Consider the following 15,117-nt stretch of genomic DNA (forward strand, 5'->3'; position numbering starts at 1 on the left):
GCAATCTGCGCGCCGCGGCCACTCATGCCGGATCTGACGCGGGCTTGGCGGCCGGCTTGCTCTCCGCGGTTGCCGCTGGTTTGGCATCGCCACCGGCGCTGCTGCTTTCGGTGAGGTTCTTCTTTTTCTCGCCGGCCGATTTGAAGTCGGTCTCGTACCAGCCGCTGCCGGACAGGCGGAACGACGGCGCGGTGACCTGGCGCTTGATCGTGGCCGCGGCGCAGGCCGGGCAGGTTTGCGGATCGGGGTCGGCCATTTTCTGCAGACGGTCGAATGCGTGGCCGCAGGTAGTGCACTGAAAACCGTAGATGGGCATGGCAGGGATCAGCTGAAGACGTTGCAAGGGGCGCAAATTCTAGACGCATGCGGGCTCGCAAGGGCAGCGCATCGCTCGCGACGGGCAGCAGGTTGCCGGCGATGCGCCCGCATGGCCGGTGCCGGGCGAGAGCGGCAATGCGCGATGGCTGCTTCGACAGCCACCCATGCCGATGGGCTGCGCGTGTGGACGCCATGCCGCACTCCCTGCACAGGCATGGCTGGCGGCAGCGTGGGGCGAGCGCAGCGCACGACGCTCCTGCGTGCGCCGTACGAGCCACGCATGCAGGGTTGCATACCCGAGCAATGCGACGCGCAGGCAACCACAAAAATCCGCAGGCTGCGGCATCACATCCTCCCGCGCATCGCTAAAAACGCGCATGCGCCAACGGGGCCGATCGAGCCGCATCGACCAGGCTGTTACACTCGCGCAGGTGATCGACGCGCCTTTCCCCCCACGAGGGCCGCATCCGTGTTGCGGTTGACTGCCTTACTGCTTGGCGTTGCCCTGCTACTGACCGGTAGCGGGTTGCTCGGCACGCTGCTCGCCGTGCGTGGCGATCAGGCCGGCTTCGATGCGCGGGCGTTGGGGTTGATCATGTCCGGCTACTTCGCCGGCTTCTTTCTGGGCACCTTCTTCGCACCGCCGCTGATTCGGCGCATCGGACATATCCGCGCGTTTGCCTTTTATGCGGCGCTGGCAGCCATTGCGGTGTTGCTGCATCCGATCTGGTTGAACGCCTGGGGCTGGGGCGTGTTGCGCCTGGTGACCGGCGCGGCGCTGGTCGGCCTGTATACGGTGATCGAAAGTTGGCTCAACGCCGAGCCCGACGCGCGCCGGCGCAGCCGGGTGTTTTCGGTCTACATGGCGATCAATCTATCGGCGCTGGCACTGGGCCAGGTTTTGCTCACCATCGGCGATGCGGGCGCACCGGCGATGTTTACGCTGACGGCGATCCTGTTCTGTGCGGCGGTGATGCCGGTAATGACCACGCGACTGATCCCGCCCGAGGTGCCGCATGTATCGCGACTGCGGTTGGTCACGCTGTATGCCCTGGCGCCGGTGGCCACGATTGGCGCCGGCCTTTCCGGCCTGGCGATGGGTGCATTCTGGGGCTTGCTGCCGGTGTATGCCAACCGGATCGGGCTGGATTCCGACGGCGTGGCGATGTTCATGCTCACCGCCATCGTGGGCGGTGCGGTGCTGCAGTGGCCGATCGGGCGTATCAGCGACGGGCATGACCGCCGCATCGGCCTGGTGACCGTGAGCGTGCTGGCCGCCGGCATCGCGATCGCTGCCGCATTGCCGATGGTGCAGACGCAGACAACCATGCTGTTCGTGCTGTTCTTCGTCTATGGCGGGTTGGCGTTTTCGCTGTACCCGTTCGCGGTGGCGCACATGCTCGATTACCTGCCGCGCGAAGACCTGCTGTCCGGCAGCAGCAGCTTGTTGCTGCTGCATGGCGTGGGTGCAGCGGTCGGCCCTGCACTGGCCGGCGGCGCAATGCAGAAATTCGGCCCGGCCGCGTTGCCGGTGTACTTCGCGGTGATGTTGTTGGCCCTGGCGGGCTTCACGTTGTCGCGGCTGCTGCGCTTCAGCCGCCGCCGCACCCATCCGATTGCCTTCCGTCCGATGCTGCGTACCACGCCGTCGGCGCTGGAGTTGATGCCGGAAACCCAGCAGGCCGAAGCACCGCCGCACGCCAAGGGCGGCTGATGCAGCTATGTGGCTGTCGTCAGTCGCTGCGCTGCTGTACATGTGATCTGCGGCGCTGCTGCAGGACCCCCTTGCCCGCCGGTCGTCGCGGAGGCGCCGCAAGTGCGTCCTTCTAGGCCCTTACGCGGCATCCATGCCGCGCAAGGACTCGCGCCAGGGGGTGGACAATGACCAGTCGAGATGATCGGTGTGCATGGTGAAAAGCAGTGCATGATGCGCGCTGCGCGATACTGGTATGCCGCTCGAACCCGACACACGTGCGACAAGCGGCTTTCCACGCGGCCACCGCCTCACTGTCCGGTGCGGTGTGCTTACCGGTTGCGGAACCGCTGGCGGCATGGATGCCGCCAAGGAGCCTCCATGGACGGATGCACGGCGTGTCCGCAAGTAGTGAGGGCACCGCGCACTCGACTCGCCAGGCTTTCAAGCGCATCGGAGCGGAGTTGCGACGCGACGGCATGGCTCCCTCATGCCTTGACGTCATCGGTCCGCGTGGGCATCCGTCCATAACGACTCGCGATATCCAAACAGCGGTAAATCGCAATCGTCGTGGCGCCAGGAACCTGTGGATACATCCGGTGATCCCGGCGACACCGGTCGCGCGGTCATGAGCACGCAACGCAAGCGCGGCAGTCTTCCCGGACCCCCTTCCCCGCTGTGGATTTCAATGGATTCGATGTCCTCCTTGCGCGTGCGCCATCCTGCCACGCTCGCGCTACTGCTGGTTCCGCTCTCCCTGCCGGCTTACGCACAGCAGGTTCCCGACGGTGCAACCCCCGACCCGGCCGCAACCGTAGCGGCCAGCACTGACGAGCAGGTATCGACGCTGGATCAGGTGCAGGTGGTCGGCCAGGCAACGACCTATTCCAAGACCACCGTCAGCAAGGAGATGCTGGACCGCCAGTTTGTGCTCGGCAGCGTCAACGATGCGCTCAACGAACTGCCCGGCGTGGTGGTGACCGAAGCCGATGCCTTCGGCTCGTCGGACTGGGGCACGCAGATCAGCATGCGCGGCTTCGTCAGCAATCGCGATACCCAGCAGATCGGCACCACCATCGACGGCGTGCCCAATGGTGGCTCGGCATATGGCGGTGGCTCCAAGGCCAACCGCTTTATCGACATGCCGGATCTGGAAACCGTGGAAGTGAGCCAGGGCACCGCCGACATCGCCTCGCGCTCCAACGAGGCCCTGGGCGGCACCTTGAATTACCTCACCAACGACCCGCTGGAAACGCAACGTGTCCGCGTGATCGGCGGCATTGGCGACAACCAGGCGCGCAAGTACTACGCGCGCTACGACACCGGCCTGATCGGCGGCAATACGCATGCCTGGGTCAGTGGTTCGTCGGCACGCAACGACGACTGGATCGACGGCAGTGGCCACACCAGCCGCGATCACCTGGCCGGCAAGTTCGTCAGCGTGTTGAATCAGTGGACGCTCAGCGGCTACGCCTCCTACGACGATGCCGACGAATCCGAATACACCAGCGTGACCCCGGAGCAATTCGCGCGCGACCCCGAGCACGACCTGTTGACCGGCACGCTCACCGGCATTCCGTATCTGGACCAGAATTACCGCTCCGGCTCGCGTGCCTTGCGCAAGAATACGTTTGGCTATTTGCGTGGTGAATTCGATGGCGGCAACGGCGTCAAGACCACGCTGACCGGCTATGCGCACCGCATGCAGGGGCGCGGCGACTGGATTCCGCCGTATCTGGTGGACGTCACAAACGACGGCGCCGGCGCACCCGAATCCGAAGCGCGTGGCGGCAACACCGTGTACGGCGGCAGCGATCTGGGCAAGCTGTATTACCTCACCCCCGGCGGCGCAGCGGCCAGCATGCTGGCCGGTTGCGTCGGCAGCGACGCAGTGCCGGCCGAATCCAATCCGGCCTGCTATCCGGCCGGTTCGGTGCCGGTGCAATCGTATCGACATAGCCACTACGACAATCATCGTGCCGGCGCGATGGCCGATGTGGAATGGCGTACCGATCTGGGCGCCATCGACAACACCGTGCGCGCCGGTGCCTGGCTGGAGCGCGTTGAGCGCAGCGTCACCCGCGATTGGCACCGCCTGCTCAACGTTGGCACCAACATCAGTTTCGATCATCAGCCCTACTGGGTGCAGTTCAAGGATAACTATCAGACCGACGAGCAGATGTATTACCTCGAAGACGTGATGCGCTATGGCGCCTTCGCCTGGCGCGTGGGCGTCAAGCAATTCTTCGTCGACCAGACCCGCGACCGCCGTATTGGCCAGGCGCAGCACGTGGAATCGGATTCGCATTCCGATCCGCTGCTGTCGGCCGGCCTGACATGGACCACACCGGTGCAGGGCCTGGAAGCCTTTGCCGGTTACTCGCAGAACTTCGCCGCGATTCCTTCCGGCGTGTTGGGCGAAACCGACCCGGTGGCGCTGAGCCGGGTGAAACCGGAAACCGCCGACAACATCGAACTTGGCCTGCGTGTCAGCCGCTGGCCGTTGACCGGCAGCGTCACGCTCTACGACATCCGCTTCGACAACCGCATCGTGTATGTGCCGGCCAACTTCGTCAGCGGTATCGACTACCTGGGCGAGACCGATGGCGTGTACGAAAACTTCGGCGGTGTGCATGCGCGCGGCGTGGAAGCAGCGCTGGGCTACGGCTGGGACAACGGCTGGCGCATCAATGGCGCCTACACCTACAACAAGGCCGATTATCTCGGCAGCGGCGATGCCGCGCGCGATACCGCTTTGGAGATCACACCCGGTGCGCAGGTGATCGGCCAACCGCGCAATACGCTGGTGGTGTCGGCCGATTGGCGCGGTCAGGCATGGCGCTTCGGTGTTTCCGGACGCTACCTGGGCAAGCGCTACCTGGACGCATCCAACCGCGCCGCACTCGATGGCGTGACTACCTTCGATGCCAATCTGGGTGTGGAACTTTCGCAACTGACCTCGCAGCTCGACGGCCTGCAGCTGGCGCTCAACGTCAGCAACCTCACCGACAAGCGCTATCTGGAAGGTGTGGACGGCAGCGACAGTGCCTTTATTGCCGCACCGCGCACCGTGGGCCTGACCCTGACGCTGGACCTGTAACGGCAAGCTGCCATGCTATGGGATGCCCGCACCAGGCACCGGTGCGGGCAGTCCTTCCGATGCGATGAGCCCACATGATCGATCTGCCCCGACGTCGCCTGCTGCAAGCCGGCCTCACCAGCGGCACGGCCGCGTTGCTGCCCAGCATCGCGCGCGCCGCAGCCATCGCGCCGGACCGCCGCAACGGCACGCTGGAGGACCTGCAGCATGTGGTGATCCTGATGCAGGAAAACCGCGCGTTCGATCATTACTTCGGCGCGCTGCCTGGGGTGCGCGGGTTCGGCGACCGCTTCCCGATCCCTGCGCCGCCCTTGCCGGGCGCGCCAGCGCGCACGGTGTGGCTGCAACCCAGCGAGGACGGCCGACAGTGGCTGACGCCATTCGCGCTGGACACCGCCGCGCAGTTCGGCTTCATGCGCGTCAAGGGCACCCCGCATAGCTGGCCGGATGCACAACAGGCCTGGGACCATGGCCGGCTCGGGCACTGGGCAGCTGCCAAGCACAATCATGCACTGGGCTATTACGCGCGCGCGGACATTCCGTTTCAGTACGCGCTGGCCGATGCCTTCACCATCTGCGATGCGTACCACGCCGCGATCCAGACCGGCACCAATTCCAACCGCGTGTTCCTGTGGACCGGCGGCAACGATCCGCAGGCGCGCGCAGGCGGCCCGGTCATCGGCAATTCGCACGACAACTTTGCGGAATTGGGCGGCTTTGCCGAGCCGTATCGTTGGGGCACCTACGTCCAAGCGCTGCAGGACGCCGGTGTGTCCTGGCAGATCTATCAGGACATGGCAGACAACTTCACCGACAACCCGCTGGCCGGCTTTGCGGAATTTCGACAGGCGTACAGCGCCGCGCCCGGACATGATCCGCAACTGCGCGCGCGTGGCGTGAGCACGCGCGGCCTGGCGCAGTTGCGCGAGGACGTACTGGGCGGGCGCCTGCCTGCGGTGAGCTACATCATTGCCGATGCGGCCGGCAGCGAGCATCCCGATCCGTCCAGCCCCGCCCAGGGCGCGGCCTACACCGCACGCGTGCTGGATGCACTCACTGCCGATCCGGCGGTGTGGAGTCGCACCGCCTTGCTGGTGATGTTCGACGAGAACGATGGCTTCTTCGACCATATGCCGCCGCCGGCACCACCGTCGCCGGATGCATGCGCAACCGGCGGGTTTGCCGGCGCATCGACGATAACCAGCGACGACGACTATCACCGCCACCCGGCGCCGGGCGAACAGAAAGTGGATCTTCCCGAGCTCCGCGGGCGGCCCTATGGGCTTGGCCCGCGCGTGCCGATGTATGTGGTCTCGCCATGGAGCCGTGGCGGCTGGGTGGATTCGCAGGTATACGACCACACCTCGGTGCTGCGTCTGCTCGAACGCCGCTTCGGCGTGCCCGCACCGGAGATCACGCCCTGGCGGCGTGCAGTGTGCGGCGACTTGACCAACGCCTTCGATTTCGGCGCTGCCGATACGCGCCCCTTCGCCACGGCGCTGCCGGATGTCAGCGCAACCGCTGCGCGCGCGGCCGCCTTGCGCGAGCACGCACTGCCGCCGTTGCCGGCCACGTTGCAGCCGCCCGAACAAGCGTTCGGCGTGCGCCGCTCGCGGGCGCTTCCGTATCGTCCCAGCGTGGAGCTGGCCTACCTGCCCGAGCGCGGCGAAGTGAAACTGCACATGGCCAATGCGGGCGCGGCGGCGGTGCTGCATGTCTACGACCGCTTCGATCTGGCTGCGATTCCACGCCGCTACACAGTGGGAAAGGGCGCCGGTGTGGACGGCACGTGGACGACCTACGACGGGCGCTACGATCTGTGGCTGCTCGGCCCCAACGGCTTCCATCGCCATTACCGCGGCGATCTCGATACCGCGCTGCTGTTGGCCGAAATCGTCAAGGACGCGGACGATGCGAAGGCGCTGTGCCTGACGTTGCGCAATCCCGGCAACCGCCCACTGCAAGTCGCGCTGGAACCTGGCGCCTACCCGCAAGCGCAACCGCGCAAGCGCATCACCGTCGCGGCCGGCGGCGAGCACCGTGAGCGCTGGAGCGCGACGCCGACCGGCGGCTGGTACGACCTGTGGCTAATCCACGACGGGGCGCGCCAACGCCTGGCCGGACGCGTGGAAACCGGCAAGCCCGGGATCAGCGATCCGGCACTCGGCGGACCGGCACGGCTGTATCAGGACGATCCGCCACGCATCGACGGCCCAGGACCTGGGTGAGACGCGCGGGATTGGGACGTGGAGATTCGGCAACGACCGGGCCGGCGCGCACCGTCATCGGCCCACTACATTGGCACCATGCCGTGCGGATCGGCGGCGACAGCGGCCTTGTTCAGAGCGGGCAGCAACACCGTCTGCGGCCTCGCTCGCGCACCATGCCTAGCAGCAGCGGCCGCCAGACGAGAACGGCCATCGACGCGCCTACTCCAACGGTCACTAGCCGACGCGCACCCCGCGTCGCCGGCCGGCTTGCACTACCGGTGCAGCCAGTACCGGCAGTCGCCGATCGTCTGCGGCTGCGCGCCGGCGGAATAACGCTGCACGATCTCGGCATGCCACTGCGCCCGTTGCGGCGTGCTGCCCACCTTGTTGGGGCAATCGACCATCGCTGCCAGCGGTAGGCCACCCAGCGCAGTGTCGGTGGTGGCCAGCGACTGCAACGCCTGGTCGGACGCCCAGTCGGCAATCATCACCGCGCGGCGGCCGGACCGATAGGGCATTTCGGAAGACCAGTCATCGCCGAAGGCCACCACCACGCCCTGCTCGGGGGTCGCGGCACGGATCTGTTCGGCGATCTGCGAGATCGGCGTCGGCTCGCGCGCTTCCTTCATGTTCTTCAGCGAACTCACCAGGCCAGAGCCCAGTGACAACAGGCACAGGAACACGGCCAATGCCACGCCGCGGCCGGGTTTACCGACCGCCTGGCCACGCTGCACCACCCACCACAGCACCAGGCCGACGATCGACGTGGCGAACACCACCTGCGCGAACTGGTAGTAGGGATGCACCACCTGCAGATTGGTGAAGGCCAGCATCGGCGCCAGGTAGGCGAGCAACAGCAAGACCACCGCCGCACGGATCTGGCGGATCGACAAACCGGCGATGAGGATGATCAGGAACACCCAGTTCGAACCGACCGGTCCGGCGAAGCGCTTCTTGAAGATGGTCCCCCACCAGATGGCCGGATCCAGGCGCTGCTGCAGGGTGCCGTAATTGAAGCCCGACAGGCTGGCGGATGTGACCTGCTGGCCCAGGAGCGACTGTGCCTTCAGGGCATCGGCATGTTGCAGCCAGAGCAGCAGCGCCACCAGCGCCGACACGGCCGCCACCGCGCCCCAGCCCAGCAGCTTCCAGTGACCGACCAGCCACCGTGGACGCCAGCCATGCTCATGCAACGCCACCCAGGCCAGGGCCAGGACGGTGAAGACCGCAAAACCGAAAAAGGTGGTGATCTTGATCAGGGCTGCCAGTACCGCGGCGACAACGGCGAGACCGCCGTGCCAGGCCCGCGGCTGCACGTACAGCCGTGCCATCGCCCAGACAAACACCAGGCCGAAGAACACCGCGGTGGATTCCATCATCACCGAGCGCCCCCACAATTGGGCCAGCGGCGACACCGCGAACGCACCGGCAATGCACAGCGCCAGCACGCGGTCCGGGCGCAGCGCCAGGGTGATGCGATAGCTCATCCAGATGCAGCCCACGTGGAACAGGGTGGACAGCAAACGACCGCTATTGTCGGCACTCATGCCGGTGACCTTGGACAACGACGCAGCCAGCCAATGGAACAGCGGCAGCTCGAACGGGATCGACCACGGCGCGCCGAGCACCGGCGTGAGATAGGACAGGAAAGGCCCGCCGCGCAACATCCAGTCGATCGAGAGGGCGGTCTGCGTCTGCCGGAAGCCGGACGCATCGATGGGCGGCATCGACCAGCTGAAGACCAGCATGATCAACAGCGCGATGGCCGAATAGCACAGCAGGATCCGGGCCGGTAACAGGCCACGGTCGGGGGTCGGTTGCTGGGTCACGCGTCGCGCTCCTGTGGGCGCCGGCCATCAGGCGCAAGGCGGCCGGGCGCGCAGTGTCGGTTCTGCGGGCAGCGAGTGCAAGCCGTCGGCGGCACTGGCAGCCGCCAGGAACGTGCCGCATAGGCCGATCCAGCAGCGCCGCCACAAGTGCGAGCCCGGCATCACCCGCAATGATCGACCTGTCGTCGCTTCAGCAGCGCTGGCGCACTCGCCGCTTACGCGCAGCAAGCGGTCACGCCAGCGGGATGTCGCCCCTCACTGCAGCACGCCGATCGTGTGCAACCAGATCTCCACCAACTGTGGCCATTGGGCGATCGGCAGCCCCTTGGCGCGCAGGCCGAAGGCATGGCCACCCTGGGCGTACACATGCATTTCCACCGGCACGTCGGCATGGTTGAGCGCGACGTAGTACGCCAGCACCTGCGAAACGCCGTCCACGTGATCGTCCTGCGCCTGCAACAGGAAGGTCGGCGGGGTATCGGCGACGACGCGAATATCCGGTCGCAGGTTCAGATGGGTGGGATCGCGGGTGGCGTCATCCTCGTCTTCGTGCGCCCACAAATGGCCTGGATACACGGCGATGGCGAAATCCGGGCGACAGCTCACGCGATCGGCGGCATCCACCGGCAGATACGTGCGCGTTGCAAAATGCGTACTGATCGCGGCCACCAGGTGGCCACCGGCAGAAAAGCCGAGCACACCGATCTTGTGCGGGTCCACGGCCAACCGGTCCGCCTGCGCGCGCACCATCCCCAACGCACGTTGGGCATCCTGCAGGGCTGTTTGCACCTTCGGATAATAGCGGCGGTCGTTGACCCAGGTCGGCCCCGAATTCGGTACGCGGTACTTCAACAGCACGCAGGTGATACCGCGTGCGGTCAGCCAATCGCAGATTTCGGTCCCTTCCAGATCCATCGCCAGGACTTGATAGCCACCGCCGGGGAACACCAGCACGGCCGCACCGGTGTTGTGACCTTTGGGGGCATAGACTGTCATCGTCGGGCGACTGACATCGCTGACCTTGGTCCATGGGTAGCGCCCCTCACCGGTGCCCACCGATTCGGGCTTCGGGTGACGCACCGCATCAGGCACCGCGCGCAGCCAAAGCGGCATTTCCACCTGACCAGGCGCGGGTTGCCACGCACGCGCCAGTGCGAGCCCATGCACAAGCAGCAGCGCAACTGCCATCCAGCAATGACTCAGCCTGATCTGCACTATCGGACCTCGAAGGGGTGAGCGAAACAGAAAGCACGTCGTGAACTCATGCGCGGATGAAACGCGTACGACACCTTGCACTCAACCCGCACTGCTCTCGCGCACCGCAACCGCCACCGCTTTCAACGCCGCATCGCGTGCAGCGTCGTCGACCTTGGCGCCATTCAAGTACGTGGTCAGCAACAGGGGCGCCCTTCCCTTCGGTGGCCAGAGGATGGCGATGTCGTTGCGCGTGTCGGTACCGTTGCTGCCGGTCTTGTCGCCGATCTTCCAGTCGGCCGCGAGCCCCGCACGCAGACAATCGTCGCCGGTGCGGTTGTCGATCATCCAGCGGGTCAGCTGCTTGCGCGAGGCTGGCTGCAGCGCGTCGCCAAGCAGCAGCGTGCGCAGCGTGGCGGCCATTGCCGCAGGCGTGGTGGTGTCGCGGGGGTCGCCGTCGGCGAACCGGTTCATCTGCGGCTCGTAGCGGTCGGTGCGGGTCTGGGCATCGCCGATGCCGCGCAGGAACGCAGTCACGCCGGCTGGTTCGCCGACCAGCGGGAACAGCAGATTGGCGGCCGGGTTGTCGCTATAAATCATCGTGGCCCGACACAGTTCGCCAACACTCAGCGAACCGCCGACATGGCGTTCGGTCACCGGGGCATGCTCAAGCATGTCGGAGGCACGGATCCTGACCTGCTGCGCCAGCGTCAGCTTGCCCTGATCCACTCGCTGCAGCACCGCGGCAGCCAATACAAATTTGAAGGTGCTGCACATCGGAAAGCGCTCGTCCTCGCGCTGCCCGAGGCGCTTGCCGGTGGCGCTGTCGAGCAGGCAGACGCCCAGTCGGCCACCGGTGCCACGTTCGATCTGCGCCCACTGCGCCCGCAGCATGGCGTCCACGTTCACCGCAGGGGTGAGCGCCCATGCGGGTCTGGACGCTGCAAGCAGCACGCCCGCGCCGGTTGCGTGCAGGAACTGTCGCCGATTCAACATGCGGTTGCCCCCTTGAGAGAGCCCGCAGTATCGATGCGCACGACGCAGCCGACCATAGCGATGTTTCGATCTCAGCCATGAATTGAACTAATCTCTGCCCATGCCCCGCCCCCGCCTGCCGCTCAATGCCCTGCGCGCGTTCGAAGCCGCCGCGCGCCATCAGAATCTGACCCGTGCGGCCAACGAGCTGTGCGTCAGCCAGGCCGCGCTGAGCCACCAGATCAAGGCGCTGGAGCAGCAACTGGGCACCAGCCTGTTCCACCGCCTGCCGCGCGGGGTGGCACTGACCGACGAAGGCGCCGCGCTGGCACCGGTGCTCGGCGAGGCCTTCGACCGCATCGCCGCCACCTTGGAACGCTTTGCCGATGGCCGTTATCGCGAAGTGCTCAGCGTGGGCGTGGTCGGCACCTTCGCCACTGGCTGGCTGTTGCCACGGCTGGCAGCGTTCCATGCGGCGCATGCGGATATCGAGCTGCGCCTGTCCACCCACAACAATCGCGTCGATCTGGCCGGAGAAGGCCTAGATCTGGCCATCCGCTTCGGCGATGGCGATTGGCAGGGCCAGGTTGCCGAAGCGGTGATGGAAGCGCCCTTCGCGCCGGTGTGCGCGCCGGCAATGGCGCGCGGCTTGCGCGTGCCGGAAGATCTGGCGCGCGTGCCGTTATTGCGTTCGTATCGTCTGGATGAGTGGCCGCAGTGGTTTCGCGCGGCACGTGTGACCGAGGTGCCGGCACGCGGCACCATGTTCGATTCGTCGCTCACCCTGGCCAGCGCAGCGGCAGCCGGCGCAGGGGTGGCATTGCTGCCGTTGCCGATGTTTCGCCAGGACCTGGATGCCGGGCGCCTGGTCTGCCCGTTCCCGATCGCCATCGATGCCGGGCGCTACTGGCTGACCCGGCTACGGTCGCGGCCGCAAAGCGATGCCGGGCGCCGGTTGCGCGATTGGCTACTGGCACAACAGCACATCGGCAGCTGAGCAGCGCTGCCGCGCTTAGAGCGCCTTGGACGTCTTTCCCACCCGCAAGGCCAACTGGCGAAATGCCTCGAACTGCGCCCTGTCGGCAAACCAGTGCGGGCAGAACAGCTCGAACAGCCGGTCGTTGTGGTACAGCAACAACACCCGGTCGTTTTCGCGGATGCGCATGTGATCGGACCAGGGGCGACGCAGATGGCCGTCCGCCCAGGTGATTTCCAGTCCGTTCTCGTCCCATGCATAGGTGTAGGTGTGCCGCAGCGAGGCCTGCTGCGCGTGCAGGCGTTTGATCCGCCGTGGCAGGCCCCACACGTGCAATAGCGCCAGGCCGATCAACCCGCCGCCACCGCCGCCGATCAGCACCGGGCCGATGATCGCGCGCGCGCCGCTCAGATGCAGCAGCCCCGCTCCGATCAACAGCAGCACTGCCAGAAACACGAGCAGGCGTTTCGCATCGTGACGCGCATGCAAGCGCTGGGCGGCCAGATGGTCTTCCAGACTGATGGTGACGCTGATCATGCGGGCGACATCCGTGTGTGGTTCAACGCGCAGCGTAACCCACGCGCTTTCATCCTGGACAACACTCCGCAGCGCGAAAGCAGCAGCTAGGTGTAGACAAGGCGCGTGAACCGCAATGTGCGCCTTCTACATCCGGCAACGACCATCCGACCCGCCATCCGACGGTTGCGCAGGCGCTTTTGTCAGTCGCCCTTACGCACCGTCGATCAACTCCATCCACGCCGTCTCAGCTTCGGCCAGCTGCTGCGCGGTTGCTTCTCGGTCGCGTCCGAGCACGGCCATCTTTTCGCTGTCGGCGTAGTTGCCGGGATTGGCCAGCTCGCGATCCAGCGCAGCAAGCGCCGCTTCCAGCTCGCCGACGCGCTTTTCGGCGCTGGCCAGCTTGTGCGGGTTGACGGCTTTTTTCGGCGGCAGCGGCTTGGTTGGCGACGGCGGGGTCGGCGCCACTTCGGCCATCTTCTGCTTGGTGCCCTGCGCCGCCGGGCGGCTCCGCAACCAGGCGGCATATTCGTCCAGGTCGCCAGCGAACGGCTCGACCACGCCATCGGCCACGCGCCAGAAACTGTCGCAGACCAGGCCGATCAGGTGGCGATCGTGCGAGACCATCACGATGGCACCCTCGAAATCGCTCAGCGCCTCGGCCAGCGCCTCGCGCATTTCCAGGTCCAAGTGGTTGGTCGGTTCGTCCAGCAGCAACACGTTCGGCTGCTGCCAGGCGATCAGCGCCAGTGCAAGGCGCGCGCGCTCGCCGCCGGAGAAACCATCCACCACTTCGAAGGCGCGGTCGCCGGCGAAATTCCATTTACCCAGGAAATCGCGGAACGCCTGGTTGGACCCGTCCGGCGACAACTCGCGGAAATGGTCCATCGGCGATTGGCCTTCGTGCAGGGACTCCACCGTGTGCTGGGCGAAGTAGCCGATGCGCAAATCCGGATGCGCACTGCGCTCGCCCGCCAATGGCGCCAGCTCGCCCACCAGGGTCTTGACCAGGGTGGACTTACCCGCGCCATTGGGACCCAACAACCCGATGCGGTCGCCTGCTTCCAGGCCGAAACCGACATCGTGCAGGATGACCGTGGCAGCGTCTCCCCCATCCGCCCTTCGGGCACCTTCCCCCGCACGCGGGGGAAGGGAGGTCGGAGCCGGATAGCCGGCCTGTACATGATTCAAGCGGATCAACGAAAACGGCAGCCGGTTGGGCTGGGCGAACTGGATGCGGAATTCGCGCTCGGCGCGCACCGCCTCGGTGCCGGCCATCTTGGCCAGCCGCTTCATGCGGCTCTGCGCCTGGGTCGCCTTGCTGGCCTGCGCCTTGAAACGGTCGATGAAGCTCTGCAGATGCGCGCGCTCGGCCTGTTCCTTGTCGTGCGCGATCTGCTGTTGACGCAAATGCTCGATGCGCTGGCGTTCGAAATCGGTATAGCCACCGACATACAGCTTGGCGGTACCGCCGTGCAGGTGCAGGGTGTGGGTGGCCACGTTGTCGAGAAATTCGCGGTCGTGCGAAATCAGCAGCAAGGTACCCGGGTACTTGAGCAACCACTGCTCCAGCCACAGCACCGCGTCCATGTCCAGGTGGTTGGTCGGTTCGTCGAGCAGCAGCAGGTCGCTGGGCATCATCAGCGCGCGCGCCAGATTCAGCCGCACCCGCCAGCCGCCGGAGAACGACGACACCGCGCGATGGTGCGTATCGGCCGGGAAGCCCAGGCCGTGCAGCAACTTGCCGGCGCGCGCTTCGGCGTCGTAGGCGCCGATCTCGGCCATTTTCTGGTGCGCGTTGGCGACCGCCTCCCAGTCTTCGCGGGCAGTGGCATCGGCCTCTTCCTGCAGCACCGCGGAGACTTCGATGTCCCCGCCGAGCACGAACGACAGTGCCGGGTCCGGCAGCGAGGGAGTTTCCTGCGAAACGCTGGCCGTGCGCACCTTGCCGGGCAGATCGACGTCTCCCTTGTCGGCCTCCAGCTCGCCCTTCACCGCAGCGAACAGGCTCGACTTGCCGGTGCCGTTACGGCCCACCACACCGACGCGGTAGCCGGCGTGCATGGTCAGGTCGACGTTGGAGAGCAGCAGACGCTCGCCGCGTCGCATGGAGAAGTTACGCAGGGAAATCATTGATGGACAGTCCGATAGAACGAAAAGGAATGAGCAGATGAGCAGCATTCCTGCGACGCCATTCTAGCGTTAACGAATAATTAGCGCCTTCAGCGTGGCCGCCGTCTTCTTCGCCCTTCCGCGACCGCCGCCTGCCTAGCCTTGCCTGGTCCTGCCTGGACCCACGTTTTCGG

Annotated in this window: 10 protein-coding genes; 4 read left to right on the forward strand and 6 right to left on the reverse strand. The window is 66.1% G+C overall.

The window, feature by feature from the left end:
- Positions 1-22 precede the first annotated feature (22 nt).
- A complete protein-coding gene (locus ACCQ00_RS15615) occupies positions 23-316 on the reverse strand; it encodes an FmdB family zinc ribbon protein (protein ID WP_008578079.1) in 294 nt (97 codons plus the stop codon).
- Between the two features lie 471 nt (positions 317-787).
- Here ACCQ00_RS15615 and ACCQ00_RS15620 point away from each other — a divergent pair, with 471 nt between their 5' ends.
- The 3 genes from ACCQ00_RS15620 (at position 788) to ACCQ00_RS15630 (ending at position 7,339) form a co-directional block, all read left to right on the forward strand.
- Positions 788-2,032 carry an MFS transporter gene (locus tag ACCQ00_RS15620; RefSeq protein ID WP_017159326.1) on the forward strand — a complete coding sequence of 415 codons (1,245 nt, stop codon included), beginning with the start codon at positions 788-790 and terminating at the stop codon, positions 2,030-2,032.
- A 607-nt stretch (positions 2,033-2,639) separates the two neighbouring features.
- Positions 2,640-5,111 carry a TonB-dependent receptor domain-containing protein gene (locus ACCQ00_RS15625; RefSeq protein ID WP_039568220.1) on the forward strand — a complete coding sequence of 824 codons (2,472 nt, stop codon included), beginning with the start codon at positions 2,640-2,642 and terminating at the stop codon, positions 5,109-5,111.
- A gap of 74 nt (positions 5,112-5,185) precedes the next feature.
- Positions 5,186-7,339, forward strand: coding sequence for a phosphocholine-specific phospholipase C (locus ACCQ00_RS15630; protein ID WP_039568215.1), 2,154 nt, complete (start codon positions 5,186-5,188; stop codon positions 7,337-7,339).
- A 254-nt stretch (positions 7,340-7,593) separates the two neighbouring features.
- Here the strand turns inward: ACCQ00_RS15630 and ACCQ00_RS15635 are convergent, their stop codons facing one another.
- The 3 genes from ACCQ00_RS15635 to bla form a co-directional block, all read right to left on the reverse strand.
- Positions 7,594-9,150 carry an ArnT family glycosyltransferase gene (locus ACCQ00_RS15635; RefSeq protein ID WP_039568212.1) on the reverse strand — a complete coding sequence of 519 codons (1,557 nt, stop codon included), beginning with the start codon at positions 9,148-9,150 and terminating at the stop codon, positions 7,594-7,596.
- Between the two features lie 255 nt (positions 9,151-9,405).
- Positions 9,406-10,338, reverse strand: a complete 933-nt coding sequence (locus ACCQ00_RS15640; RefSeq protein WP_017156665.1) for an alpha/beta hydrolase — start codon at positions 10,336-10,338, stop codon at positions 9,406-9,408.
- 108 nt (positions 10,339-10,446) lie between these two features.
- On the reverse strand, positions 10,447-11,340 hold the full coding sequence (gene bla, locus ACCQ00_RS15645; protein WP_017156666.1) for a class A beta-lactamase: 894 nt from the start codon (positions 11,338-11,340) through the stop codon (positions 10,447-10,449).
- Positions 11,341-11,440: 100 nt separating this feature from the next.
- Between bla and ampR the strand changes: the two genes are divergently transcribed.
- Positions 11,441-12,316 carry a LysR family transcriptional regulator AmpR gene (gene ampR / locus ACCQ00_RS15650; RefSeq protein ID WP_017156667.1) on the forward strand — a complete coding sequence of 292 codons (876 nt, stop codon included), beginning with the start codon at positions 11,441-11,443 and terminating at the stop codon, positions 12,314-12,316.
- A 15-nt stretch (positions 12,317-12,331) separates the two neighbouring features.
- Here the strand turns inward: ampR and ACCQ00_RS15655 are convergent, their stop codons facing one another.
- Together ACCQ00_RS15655 and ACCQ00_RS15660 are read right to left on the reverse strand one after the other, a co-directional pair.
- Positions 12,332-12,832 carry a YcxB family protein gene (locus tag ACCQ00_RS15655; RefSeq protein WP_372353979.1) on the reverse strand — a complete coding sequence of 167 codons (501 nt, stop codon included), beginning with the start codon at positions 12,830-12,832 and terminating at the stop codon, positions 12,332-12,334.
- Between the two features lie 192 nt (positions 12,833-13,024).
- Positions 13,025-14,944, reverse strand: a complete 1,920-nt coding sequence (locus tag ACCQ00_RS15660; RefSeq protein WP_039568207.1) for an ABC-F family ATP-binding cassette domain-containing protein — start codon at positions 14,942-14,944, stop codon at positions 13,025-13,027.
- Positions 14,945-15,117 lie beyond the last annotated feature (173 nt).

The sequence above is a fragment of the Xanthomonas sp. NCPPB 3761 genome (assembly GCF_041475705.2).
GTDB classification, from domain to species: domain Bacteria; phylum Pseudomonadota; class Gammaproteobacteria; order Xanthomonadales; family Xanthomonadaceae; genus Xanthomonas; species Xanthomonas phaseoli.